This is a genomic window from Pedococcus sp. 2YAF34, from assembly GCF_052114585.1.
Lineage (GTDB): Bacteria > Actinomycetota > Actinomycetes > Actinomycetales > Dermatophilaceae > Pedococcus.
In genome coordinates this window covers 69,431-80,927 of the sequence record NZ_JBFRFA010000016.1, presented here as the reverse complement: position 1 = coordinate 80,927, position 11,497 = coordinate 69,431, and the positions used below count along the sequence as shown (strand labels likewise).

12 protein-coding genes, 3 tRNA genes and 1 pseudogene are annotated in these 11,497 nt (G+C 71.8%); 12 read left to right on the top strand and 4 right to left on the bottom strand.

The genetic code is table 11. The features are described from left to right. Both rpsA and AB4Z02_RS10725 read left to right on the top strand, forming a co-directional pair. Positions 1-297, top strand: a pseudogene (gene rpsA, locus AB4Z02_RS10730) (30S ribosomal protein S1); the annotation flags it as partial. Positions 298-899: 602 nt separating this feature from the next. Beyond that, positions 900-1,154 carry a hypothetical protein gene (locus AB4Z02_RS10725; RefSeq protein WP_441970885.1) on the top strand — a complete coding sequence of 85 codons (255 nt, stop codon included), beginning with the start codon at positions 900-902 and terminating at the stop codon, positions 1,152-1,154. Positions 1,155-1,224: 70 nt separating this feature from the next. Here the strand turns inward: AB4Z02_RS10725 and AB4Z02_RS10720 are convergent, their stop codons facing one another. Together AB4Z02_RS10720 and AB4Z02_RS10715 are read right to left on the bottom strand one after the other, a co-directional pair. Further along, complete coding sequence (locus AB4Z02_RS10720; RefSeq protein ID WP_441970883.1) at positions 1,225-1,434, bottom strand: hypothetical protein; 210 nt, start codon at positions 1,432-1,434, stop codon at positions 1,225-1,227. Positions 1,435-2,308: 874 nt separating this feature from the next. Beyond that, positions 2,309-3,121, bottom strand: a complete 813-nt coding sequence (locus AB4Z02_RS10715; protein WP_441970881.1) for an alpha/beta fold hydrolase — start codon at positions 3,119-3,121, stop codon at positions 2,309-2,311. Positions 3,122-3,172: 51 nt separating this feature from the next. Between AB4Z02_RS10715 and AB4Z02_RS10710 the strand changes: the two genes are divergently transcribed. The 9 genes from AB4Z02_RS10710 to AB4Z02_RS10670 all read left to right on the top strand — a co-directional run bounded on the left by AB4Z02_RS10710 (position 3,173) and on the right by AB4Z02_RS10670 (position 9,639). Further along, positions 3,173-4,177, top strand: coding sequence for a pirin family protein (locus AB4Z02_RS10710; RefSeq protein WP_441970879.1), 1,005 nt, complete (start codon positions 3,173-3,175; stop codon positions 4,175-4,177). 41 nt (positions 4,178-4,218) lie between these two features. Beyond that, the gene (locus tag AB4Z02_RS10705) at positions 4,219-5,325 is read left to right on the top strand and encodes a hypothetical protein (protein WP_441970877.1); all 1,107 of its coding nucleotides are present in this window, start codon (positions 4,219-4,221) and stop codon (positions 5,323-5,325) included. Further along, the gene (locus AB4Z02_RS10700; RefSeq protein WP_056884393.1) at positions 5,322-5,552 is read left to right on the top strand and encodes a hypothetical protein; all 231 of its coding nucleotides are present in this window, start codon (positions 5,322-5,324) and stop codon (positions 5,550-5,552) included. Before AB4Z02_RS10705 ends, AB4Z02_RS10700 begins: the two co-directional genes overlap by 4 nt. Next, positions 5,549-6,406, top strand: coding sequence for an SDR family NAD(P)-dependent oxidoreductase (locus tag AB4Z02_RS10695; RefSeq protein WP_441970875.1), 858 nt, complete (start codon positions 5,549-5,551; stop codon positions 6,404-6,406). The genes AB4Z02_RS10700 and AB4Z02_RS10695 overlap by 4 nt, the downstream gene beginning before the upstream one ends. Before the next feature lie 26 nt (positions 6,407-6,432). Further along, complete coding sequence (locus AB4Z02_RS10690; protein ID WP_441970873.1) at positions 6,433-7,875, top strand: GuaB1 family IMP dehydrogenase-related protein; 1,443 nt, start codon at positions 6,433-6,435, stop codon at positions 7,873-7,875. Positions 7,876-7,890: 15 nt separating this feature from the next. Beyond that, complete coding sequence (locus tag AB4Z02_RS10685; protein WP_056884390.1) at positions 7,891-8,943, top strand: PHP domain-containing protein; 1,053 nt, start codon at positions 7,891-7,893, stop codon at positions 8,941-8,943. Next, positions 8,940-9,326, top strand: coding sequence for a GntR family transcriptional regulator (locus tag AB4Z02_RS10680; RefSeq protein ID WP_056884389.1), 387 nt, complete (start codon positions 8,940-8,942; stop codon positions 9,324-9,326). The genes AB4Z02_RS10685 and AB4Z02_RS10680 overlap by 4 nt, the downstream gene beginning before the upstream one ends. Before the next feature lie 136 nt (positions 9,327-9,462). Further along, positions 9,463-9,535 (top strand) — tRNA-Glu (locus tag AB4Z02_RS10675). A 30-nt stretch (positions 9,536-9,565) separates the two neighbouring features. Beyond that, positions 9,566-9,639, top strand: a tRNA-Asp gene (locus AB4Z02_RS10670). Between the two features lie 60 nt (positions 9,640-9,699). On the opposite strand, the gene AB4Z02_RS10665 is transcribed toward AB4Z02_RS10670, so the two are convergent. Further along, positions 9,700-10,623 (bottom strand): NADP-dependent oxidoreductase, encoded by a 924-nt coding sequence (locus tag AB4Z02_RS10665; protein ID WP_441970870.1) that lies wholly within the window; start codon positions 10,621-10,623, stop codon positions 9,700-9,702. Between the two features lie 171 nt (positions 10,624-10,794). On the opposite strand from AB4Z02_RS10665, the gene AB4Z02_RS10660 reads away from it, so the two are divergent. Next, a tRNA-Phe gene (locus AB4Z02_RS10660) sits at positions 10,795-10,871 on the top strand. A 144-nt stretch (positions 10,872-11,015) separates the two neighbouring features. Here AB4Z02_RS10660 and AB4Z02_RS10655 read toward each other — a convergent pair. Further along, complete coding sequence (locus AB4Z02_RS10655) at positions 11,016-11,489, bottom strand: GNAT family N-acetyltransferase (protein WP_441970868.1); 474 nt, start codon at positions 11,487-11,489, stop codon at positions 11,016-11,018. Between the last annotated feature and the right edge of the window lie 8 nt (positions 11,490-11,497).

The window sequence follows — 11,497 nt, the reverse complement described above, 5'->3', positions numbered from 1 at the left end:
GAGACCAACGAGTGGCTCGAGGGCTACGAGACCCAGCGCGAGAAGTGGGAGAAGCAGTACGCCGAGGCCCACGCCCGCTGGGAGGCCCACAAGGCCCAGGTCGAGGAGGCCACCAAGGCCGACGCCGAGGCTGCGGCCAACGCTGGCGCTGCGACGTCCTACTCGTCCGACTCGGGCTCGTCCTCGTCCGACAGCGACTCGGGCAGCGGCAGCCGTCCGGCCGCCCCGGTCTCCGAGGGCACCCTGGCCTCCGACGAGGCCCTGGCCGCTCTGCGCGAGAAGCTCACCGGCAACTGAGAGTAGCTACCACCTCGGCTCCAGATCCGGGGCCTCACCGCCTTCCTGACTAAGGCAGGCTGAAGAGGGCTTCCCGCGACATCCTGGTAACGCGCCTGGTAACGAACCAGCGATAGAAGTGCAGCACTCAACGACATTGCGGACCACTCTGACCACCCACTACGTGCTCAGATGGTCTGCATCAGCATCATTCGACACCGCCGCGGTGGCACTTTTAATCCGTAGGTTGTGGGTTCGAGCCCCACGGGGCCCACAAACCCGCAGTTCCAGCTCGTCAGGACCGCTGTGACTCGCGGCGCGAGCCCGGAGCAGGCAACAGAGCAGGACAGGATCGATCCTTCTCCACGGGAGCTCAACCAGCCTGCGCGATGCCCGGCGAAGCCCGGCCGCACGGTGCTTGAGTGGAGCATGGAGAACGCATCCTGGGGGGCAGCGGTGACCACCTGGGCCGTGGTCAATCTCGTGAACCTCCTGCAAGCGGTCGGGTTCGCATCCCGGCCCCGTCACGGCATGGCGGTCAACCGAGCCCTGGGCGTGGTGATTGCCGTGCTCGCCGTTCCGGCCACGGTGGCCCTGGTGATCTACGCGCGGGCGCGCAGCCCTTGTGGGCCGGACCCGCCCTCTTCGACCTGTTCGTCATCTTCATGCTCGCCGTGGACTACGTCCGGCCAGTGGAGTTTCGGCGCCCTGCCAAGCCGGCCATCCTCGCGCCGTACCTCCTGCGGTTCTTCGGCAGCATCCTGGTGATGGGCCTGTCGATGTACGAGCTGAACCGTGGCCTCTGGCTGGTCACCGTCGGCACGTCCGCGACGCTCCTGGCCAGCATGGCGGTGGCCATGCGCCGCGGAGAGGGTTGAGCACCTCCTCGCCGTATGTCAGCCAGACCGGTCGAGTGGCCGAGAGCGCGACAGGCTTTGTGGCCAGCCCTCAGAAACCGGGTCCGGGCCCCGTCCAGCTCGGTCCGCCGTGGATCTTCGGCACGTTCGGGTCCTCGTCGCCGTGCTCGTCCGCCCACCTCTCCTGCGGGGTCCGATGGTCGTGGTGACGAGCGATGACACCTCTGACGGCGAGCGTCAGGAAGGCACCGGCGCCCAGGACGAACAGGGCGGTGAAGAGGATCGGTACGAGGACGTCCATTGGGCTGCCTAGAACGATCCGCCGCTGATACCGGTGGTGCTCCCGGCGCTCATGGCACCGGGTCCGGTGACGTTGCCACCCGGACCGGACTCGCGCTCCGTGTGGCAGCGACCACACCGTACGTAGCGCTGGCCGTCGTCGGTGTGCGCCCACTCCCAGGTGTGGTGGAGGTTCGTCCGGCACAAGAACGGCCTGCGTCGCGCTGAGCTCGCCATCGGGTGCCCCTCCTCATCGATGTCACCACGGTACGGCGCTGTGCGCCTCCCAGCACCCCACTCGCCGGATCACGTCTCTGCGCGAGGGGGCCGGGGCGCCGTCCCGGGAGGACACTGTCCTTCGCGGTCGCCACGAGAGGAGTCGTCATGTCGATGCCATCATCCGAGCTGCCTCCAGGCACCACGCCCGCGGCGCCGGCGTCAGGGCCGGAGACGGTGCCGGCGGGCGTCCGCGTACAGATCCTCGCAACCGAGCACTGGAGCCTGCCTCGGCATGAACCGGCTCCGGGCTGCCTACCTCGAGATCGACCCAACCCTCGCGCCGTACTTCGTGACGTCGCCCCACGATGACCAGCCGGGGCTCATGCACACCTACCTCATGGGCTGGCCGCGCCGGACGTTCAGCCATGTCATCGCGAGCACCAGCATCTTCCTCACGGTGTTCAACGCCGTCGTCGCCGGGACCCTCTCCGCACTCGTCGCGGGCGCCTCCGACGCGCCCGCGGCCGTCGTCGCGGTCGTCGGCGCGGTGGTGGGCATCGGTTTCGTCGCCGGGCAGCTGGTGGTCGGTCGGCGGTCCTTCGGCACCATCCGCCAGGCGTCCCACTTCCCGACACCCTCCCCGGACCGCGTCCAGGAGGCACAGGGAGTGGTCTCCCCTAGTCCTCCTGGGGACGTCCCGTCACTCGCACCAGCGCGGCCACCTCACCGGCGTGGGGGAACACGTTGTTGTGCGACCCGGGGAGCACGACCACCCGGGTCGGGCCGCCGGCCCCTGCGGCGAGCTCATCCAGCCACCCCCGTGGCGCGAACGCGTCCCCCTCACCCGCGGTGAGGGTCAGCGGCAGCTCGAGCGACGCGACCCTTGCCTCGGGCCGGTGGCGCAGCCCCGACAGGACGATCCGTATGACGTCGGTGCGCACCCGTGCGAGGTCCCGCACCACGACCAGCTCCCGCGGGGTGTCCTTCCGGTAGGCCCTGAGCGCCGCCGGCGCGAGCCTGCGCAACCGTCGCTGGCCCGGCTCGAACGTCGGCCCTGCCATGACCAGTCCGTCGACCTGGACCGAGGGCGCGACGGCCAGCACCGTCTCGAGCGCGACCTGGGCTCCGGTGGAGTGCCCGAAGACGACCACCGTGCCGAGGTCGGCCTGCCCGAGCCACTGCGCCCCGGCCTCGGCGAGCCCGTGGATGGTCGGCGTCACGCGGCCCCGCCGCCTGCGGAAGGCCAGGGCATCGAACACCACGACCTGAGCGCCACCCGCGGCGAGGGCGCGCGCCAGCGGGAGGAGGTATCGCGGCAGGCCGAGACCGGGGAACATCACGACGCTGCGGTCCATGCCACCCGTGGCCGGGGAGAACACGGCACCCGTGGGCGGAGAGAACCAGAGGGACCGCACCGGACCTGCCGGCAGTCGGTGCCAGCGTTCGCGCTCCACGACATCGGCGACACCGTCGCGACCTACCCCTGCCACCGGCCACCCCTCTCGGGGCCAGACTCGCACACCGCGGTGCAGACTGGGCTCGTGAGCAACGTCGAGACCGACCCGCAGGAGACCGTCTGCACCGACGCCCCCGACGACGGGGCCGGCGCCGCGGCAGCGGTGGAGGTCCTCGAGCCCCGCGACGTCCCCCTCGGCGGCCCGCGGGCAATGACGGTGCGGCGCACACTCCCCCAGCGGCAGCGCTCCATGATCGGCGCGTGGTGCTTCGCCGACCACTACGGGCCGGACGACGTCTCCGCGACCGGTGGCATGGACGTCCCACCTCACCCCCACACGGGCCTGCAGACGGTGAGCTGGTTGTTCGCCGGCGAGGTCGAGCACCGCGACAGCCTCGGGACCCACTGCCTGGTGCGGCCCGGCGAACTCAACCTCATGACCGGCGGGTTCGGCATCGCCCACTCCGAGCTCTCCACGCCGGGGACGACGACGCTGCACGGCGCCCAGCTCTGGGTGGCCCTCCCGCAGGCGTACCTCGACGCACCGAGGCAGTTCCAGCACCACGTCCCCGAGGCCGTGCGCGTCGAGGGCGCCACCCTCCGGGTCTTCCTCGGCTCGCTCGCCGGCCAGGTCTCCCCCGTCGAGACGTTCACCCCGCTGCTGGGCGCGGAGCTGGTCCTCGACCCCGGCGCAACCGTCACGCTCGACGTCGACCCCGGCTTCGAGCACGGCGTCCTCGCCGACAGTCCCGGCATGGCCGTCGAGGGGACCCCGGTCGCCCGTGCGGCCCTCGCCTTCCTCCCTACCGGCCGCAGCGCCCTGCGCCTCGCCAACGACGGCGACGAGCCGGCGCGGGCCCTCCTGCTCGGCGGGATGCCGTTCGAGGAGGAGGTCGTGATGTGGTGGAACTTCGTGGGGCGCAGCCACGAGGACATCGTCGCGGCCCGCGAGGCGTGGATGGCCCACTCCGAGCGCTTCGGTGAGGTGGAGGGGTATGAGGGCCCGGTGCAGCACCTGCCGGCGCCCGTGATCCCGGGCGTGCGGATCCGCCCGCGCAGCAACGCATCTCGCGGCCCCCGAGGCTCGTGAGACGCTCGGGTCGCACATACATCGCTGCGCTCGGCGTGGGTGTGCTGGTCGCTGCCATTGCCGTCACCGCATACGTCCTCACACCGCGCACCGAGGGCGTCAACGGCGACTGGTCGGCGCGGTCCGTCGGCGGCACCGTGGTGGCCGGGCGCGCCCTCGTGGCTGGCGGCAACACCGCCCTGGACCTGCGCACCGGCACGCGGGTGACGCTGGGTTCGGTCACCGGCGGCACGCCGTACATCGCCGACGAGCGGCTCGTCATCGCCGGCCCCGGACGCCTCGACTCCGTACGGCTGGACGCCTCGGCGCGCTGGACCTGGCGCGCGCCGGCGGGCACCACCCCCGTCCCCCTCGCCGCGAGCGCGGGCACCACCATGGTCGCGACCTGCCCGGCCACGGGCGCCCACGCTCGCTGCCGCCTCGTGGGCCTGGACGCGAAGGGCCACCAGGCGTGGCAGTCGACCGGTGCCGTCCTGGTCGGCAAGGCCCCGGCCGCCGGCTCGAGCGGGTCACCGGGCGCGAGCACCGCGCCCGCGTCGCCAGCCGGCGGTCTGCCCCGCGCGCACGCCGAGCCGGTGGAGGGCGGCGGCCTGCTGGTCACCGACCCGGTCACCGGCCGCCAGGTCCTGCTGCCGGGGTCGACCTTCCTCGCCGTGCCCGACGGGCCGGTCGTGCTGTTCGTGGTCCAGGACGGGCAGTGCGTGGTGTCTGCCACGACCGGGGCCGAGCCCGTGTGGACGAGGGTGCTCGGTCCGTGCCCCGGCGGCCGGCTGCCACACCTGTCCGTCGCCGTCGGGTCGGTCCGGCTCGACTGGCCCGGCAAGTCCCGGGCCCTCGACCTCGCCACCGGGAAGGACACCGCCGCCACGCCGCCCCCCGGACGGGGCGAGCTCGCCCGGGCAAGCGGCCTCGTCGCCACCCACCGCGACCTCCCGGTCCGCACCGACCCGCTGCACTGGGGCGACACGCTCCACGCCATCGAGCTCCGTACGGCCCGGAGCAGCCCGGACGCCGACCCGGTCGCGCGCATCGTCTCCTCCCACCCGCTCGACCTCCTGCTGCTCGAACCCCGGGCCGTGGTGGTGCGCGACGGCGACCAGGTCGTGCGCTACACGCTCGACCGGACATCGGCCACACTGGAGCCATGAGCCCCGACGCCGGCCGGCCGGCCGCGAGACGCCCGTTCCTCGTGCCGTTCGTCCTCGGCCTCTGCACGCTCATCCTGGTCCGGGAAGGCCTGCCGCGACTCTTCCACGGCATCAGCTACTGGGTGGTCTTCATCGCAGGCCTGGCCGTCGGCTGGGTCGTCTTCACCGTCACCGAGCGCCTGCTCGTGCGACGAGCCGCCCAGCGCGAGAACGGAACCCGCCCATGAGCGCCACGAACGGTCACACCCCCACACCGACCGGTCCCGTGCTGGTCACCGGCTGCTCGTCGGGCATCGGCGCGGCCACCGCCGACCTCCTCGTCAAGGCCGGGCACACCGTCTACGCCACCGCCCGCCGCACGGGGACCGTCGACGAGCTCGAGGCGGCCGGTGCGCGCGTCCTGCCGCTCGACGTCACCTCCGAGCAGTCGATGGTCGACGCGGTGGGCGCCATCGAGGCCGAGCACGGACGCGTGGGCGCGCTCGTCAACAACGCCGGGTACGGCGAGTACGGCACCATCGAGGAGACCGATCTCGACAAGGTGCGGAAGATGTTCGAGACCAACGTCTTCGGGCTCTCGCGCCTCACCCAGCTGGTCCTGCCCGCGATGCGCGCGGCGGGCGCCGGGCGCATCGTCAACATCGGGTCCATGGGTGGGCGCTTCACCTGGCCCGTCGGCGGCTACTACCACGCGACCAAGTACGCGGTGGAGGCCATCACCGACGCCCTGCGCAACGAGGTGCGCCCGTTCGGCATCCACGTGAGCCTCATCGAGCCGGGCCTCATCCGCACGGGCTTCGAGGACACTGCCATGGGCTCCGACGCCGCGAGCACCGACCCGGACTCCCCGTATGCCGCGCTGCTCGCCGCGAGCGCGAGCGCGACGGGCAACGGCTACGCCAACCCGGTGCTCGCCACGGGGCCCGAGTCGGTCGCCCGGGTCGTCCTCAAGGCCGTGGAGTCCGGGCGACCGCGCTCGCGCTACGTCGTCACCCCCGCGGCCCGCGCGATGATCGCGGCCCGCACCCTCGGCGGCGACCGCGTGTGGGACGGCATCGTCCGGCAGCAGTTCAAGGCCTGACCCGCACCCGCGCCTAGACTCGGGGCGTGCAGTTCCTCAACGGTCTCCAGCCCCAGCTCGACCTGACCTACGACGACGTGTTCATGGTCCCGAGCCGCTCCGACGTCACGAGCCGCCTCGACGTGGACCTCGCCTCGGCCGACGGCAGCGGCACGACCATCCCCCTCGTCGTCGCCAACATGACGGCCATCGCGGGCCGCCGCATGGCCGAGACCGTCGCGCGTCGCGGGGCGCTCGCGGTCATCCCGCAGGACATCCCGGTCGACGTGGTCACCGAGGTCACCTCCTGGGTCAAGCAGCGCCACCTGGTCCACGACACCCCGATCACCCTCCACGTCCACGACACCGCCGGCGCTGCCCTCGGGCTGCTGCCCAAGCGCGCCCACGGTGCGGCCGTGGTCGTCGACGAGTCGGGCAAGCGCCCCGTCGGCGTGGTCACCGAGGCCGACCTCACCGGCGTCGACCGGTTCACCCAGGTCGGAGAGGTCATGTCGGCGCACCCGGTCCTCGTGACCGACGGCACCGACCCGGAGGAGGCCTTCGACCTCCTGACCACCACCCACCACCACGTCGCCCCGGTCGTCGACGATGCCGGCAACCTCGTCGGCATCATCACCCGTTCCGGCGCCCTGCGTGCCCGCCTCTACACGCCCAACACCGACGACCAGGGCCGCCTACGCATCGCGGCCGCGGTCGGCATCAACGGCGACGTCGCCGCCAAGGCGAGCGCCCTCCTCGACGCCGGGGTCGACCTGCTCGTCATGGACACCGCGCACGGCCACCAGGAGAAGATGCTCGACGCCCTCAAGGCCGTCCGCGCCCTCGACCCGCAGGTGCCCGTCGTGGCCGGCAACGTCGTCTCCGCGGCCGGGGTGCGCGACCTCGTCGAGGCCGGCGCCGACATCGTCAAGGTGGGTGTCGGGCCGGGCGCCATGTGCACCACCCGGATGATGACGGCCGTCGGACGCCCGCAGTTCTCGGCGGTCCTCGAGTGCGCCGCTGAGGCACGCAACCACGGCAGGCACGTCTGGGCCGATGGCGGCGTACGGCACCCTCGTGACGTCGCCCTGGCCCTGGCCGCGGGCGCCTCCAACGTCATGGTCGGCTCGTGGTTCGCCGGCACCCTGGAGAGCCCCGGCGACCTCTACACCGACGAGCGCGGCCGCCGCTACAAGGAGTCGTTCGGCATGGCCTCGAGCCGCGCGGTCCGCAACCGCACCGCCAGCGACACGGCGTACGAGCGGGCCCGCAAGGCGCTCTTCGAGGAGGGCATCTCCTCGGCGCGGATGTTCATCGACCCGGCCCGCCCCAGCGTCGAGGACGTCATCGACCAGATCGTGGCGGGGGTGCGGTCGAGCTTCACGTATGCGGGGGCACGCACCGTCGAGGAGTTCGCCGAGCGTGCGATCGTCGGGCTCCAGAGCACCGCGGGGTTCGCCGAGGGCCGACCGCTGCACACGTCCTGGTGAGCAGGGGCTCCACCCGTGGTTGCCACCGTCACCCCGTTGTCGGCCCCTGTCGAGCCCGACGAGGCGCTGCGGCGGATCGCGTTCCTGCTGGAGCGGGAACGAGCCGGCACCTACCGTGTCGAGGCCTTCCGCAAGGCCGTCGCCACGGTCCGGGAGACGCCTGACGACGAGCTCGCCCAGCGGGCCGAGGCCGGCACGCTGCAGGCCCTGCCCGGCATCGGGAAGTCCACCGCCGGGGTCATCGCCGAGGCCGTCGTCGGGGAGCTGCCCGCCTACCTGGAGACGTTGCAGGACAAGGCGAAGCCGCTCGTCGAGGGCGGCGAGGACCTGTTCGCCGCCCTGCGCGGCGACTGCCACTCGCACTCCAGCTGGTCCGACGGCGGGAGCCCCATCGAGGAGATGGTCCTGACGGCCGTCGAGCTCGGCCACGAGTGGCTGGTGCTCACCGACCACTCGCCCCAGCTGCGGGTGGCGAACGGCCTGACGGTCGAGCGGCTGACGAAGCAGCTGAAGGTGGTCGACGCCGTCAACGCCTCGCTCGGCGACGGCTTCCGGCTGCTCAAGGGCATCGAGGTCGACATCCTCGACGACGGCTCCCTCGACCAGACCGAGGAGATGCTGGGGCGGCTCGACCTCGTGACCGCCAGCGTGCACTCCAAGCTGCGCATGAACGCCGCGCCCATGACCCGTCGCATGGTGGCCGCCGTCTCCAACCCGCGCGTCAACGTCCTGGGCCACTGCACCGGCCGGCTCGTCGAGGGTGGCCGGGGCAAGCGCCCGCAGTCCGAGTTCGACGCCCGGGCCGTGTTCGAGGCCTGTGCGGAGCACGGCACGGCGGTGGAGATCAACAGCCGCCCGGAGCGGCAGGACCCCCCTGACGACCTGCTCGCCCTCGCCGTCGACATCGGCTGCCTGTTCGCCGTGGACTCCGACGCGCACGCCCCGGGCCAGCTGGAGATGAAGGCCTACGGGTGCGAGCGCGCCGAGCGGCTCGGGGTGCCGTGGGACCGGATCGTGACCACCTGGGACGTCGACCGCCTCCTCGAGTGGACGGGGAGTGCGTCGTGACCCACCCCGTCCTGCGCGTCGACGAGCACTCGCCGCTCGCACCGTTCGAGCAGGTCCGCGACCAGCTGGGCGACCTGATCGCCACCGGTGGCCTGGCCGAGGGCGAACGCCTGCCCACCGTCCGGGGACTCGCCACCGAGCTGGGCCTCGCGGCGGGCACCGTGGCCCGCGCCTACAAGGAGCTCGAGGCAGCCGGCCTCGTCACGACCCGCAGCCGCGCCGGCACGGTCGTCGCCCCGCAGTCCCAGTCGTCGGAGGTGGCCCTCCGGACGGCTGCGCGGGCCTTCGCGACGACAGTCGTCGACGTCGGGATGGACGACCAGACCGCCCTCGACGCGGTGCGCCAGGCTCTGCGTGCGGCCCGGACGGGCACCGGTTCCTGAGCGTCCGAGGCCCGCTGCAGGCTGCCCCGGCGGCTCGCTCGGACCCCGTTTTGGAGATCGCGGCAGTCACCCCCTATGCTTTCCGAGTCCTCGACGGATCCGCGCCTGGCGCTAACGGCGGGGGGCCGTTGAACCGGTCCCCATCGTCTAGCGGCCCAGGACCCCGCCCTTTCACGGCGGTAGCACGGGTTCGAATCCCGTTGGGGATACGCACCACCAGCACGACATGCACCACCCAAGGCCCCGTAGCGCAGTTGGTTAGCGCGCCGCCCTGTCACGGCGGAGGTCGCCGGTTCGAGCCCGGTCGGGGTCGCTCGAGAACGAAAGAGGCCCACACGAGAGTGTGGGCCTCTTTCGCGTCTGCGGACTGCGGTCACTCGCTGACGGTGATGACGACCTTGCCTCGGACGTGGCCCCCGGCGCTCACGGTGAAGGCGTCGGCCGTCTGCGCGAGGGGGAAGACGTCGGCGACGGGCACGGTGAGCTTGCCCTCGTCCGCCAGGTCCGCGAGCGCGGCCAGGTCCTCGGCATCGGGACGCACCCACAGGTACAGCCCGCTCTCGTCGGCGACCTCACCCTCGACGACGGACCCGTGGCGCCCGCTGTCGGCAAGCACCGCCTTGGTCACGTCCAGCACACCGCCCACGAAGTCGGTCACGACGTCGACGCCCTCGGGCGCCAGCGCACGCACTCGCTCGGCCAGCCCGTCGCCGTACGCCACGGGCTCGGCACCCAGCTGGCGCAGGAACTCGTGGTTCTTCTCGGACGCGGTGCCGATGACGCGGGCGCCGAGGGCCTTGGCGATCTGGACGGCGAGGATCCCCACCCCACCGGCAGCCGCGTGGACGAGCACGGTCTCGCCGGGCTTCGTGCCGAGCCTGGTGAGCAGCTGGTATGCCGTGAGGCCGGCGAGTGGCAGGCCCGCGGCCTGGTGCCAGTCGAGGGCCTTCGGCTTCTTCGCGACCGTGCGGACGGGGGCGGCGACGAGCTCAGCGTAGGTGCCGGCGTGCACCCAGTCCTTGCGGGCGTAGGCCATGACCTCGTCGCCGACCTCGAACTCGGGGGTGTCGAGGCCGACCTTCTCGACGACGCCGGAGACGTCCCAGCCCGGGATGGCGGGGAGCTCGACGTTCATCATGGGGTCGAGGTAGCCGGCGACGACCTTCCAGTCGACCGGGTTGACCGAGGCGCTGCGCACGCGGATCAGCACCTCACCGGGACCGACCTTGGGCTCCGGGACGTCGGTGAGGGTGAGGACGCTGGGGTCGCCGTACTCGGCGTAGGTGACGGCCTTCATGCTCGGGACAACCGGCGCGCGTGCGGCCCCATTCCGGTTCGCGCCTCGATGTGAGGAGGGTCGCCCGGATCGGCTATGATCCTGCAGTCGCGACGGTCCGCCACGGGCTACGGCCCCAGGATCGCCGCGAACTGCATGTCCGGACTCCGGGCATGCATCAGCACCACCCACGGCCAGGTAGCTCAGTTGGTACGAGCGTCCGACTGAAAATCGGAAGGTCGGCGGTTCGACCCCGCCCCTGGCCACCACAAGCCCGCAGGTCAGAGCACTGGCCCGCGGGTTTCGTGCTTCCCGGGGGTCGCTCCTGCTAACGCTCTTTCTTGCGGCGGGCACTTCGCCAGTATGGGAACCGTGCAGTCGTCGGCGCGACCGGACTGCGGGACTTCCGGACGTCATGGGAGTCGCTGCTCGTAGCGTCGTAGCGTCGGATGCGGGGGGAAGGTGGTTCGCGTGGTTTCGTCAGTTCGGACCCATCCGCGCCGTAGGTAGAAGCGGGTAGCGCGCGTGTTCTCGTCGAAGACTCTCAGAAAGATCTCTCGGTGCCCTTTCGCCCTCAGGTGCTCCAGAAGCTCCGTATGAGCGAGACCGGCGAGCCCAGTGCCCCAGGTCGAGACAGCCGTACCGAAGTGCAAGAGCTCATCAGCTCGCGTCGCGGCGAATCCAGCCACTCGTCCGGCGTCGTTGATGACGAAGCAGTCAACATCGGGGTCAGCGATCTCACGCTTCCACCCCTCACGAACCTGGTGCTCAGGGAAAGGATGCGTCTTCTGCGGGAAGATATGGCCGAGGCTCGCGACCGCGCCCTCTCGCTGCACTGCGATCAGGGTCTCAAGGTCTGCCAAGTTAAGTGGCCTTATGACGGACATACCTCGAG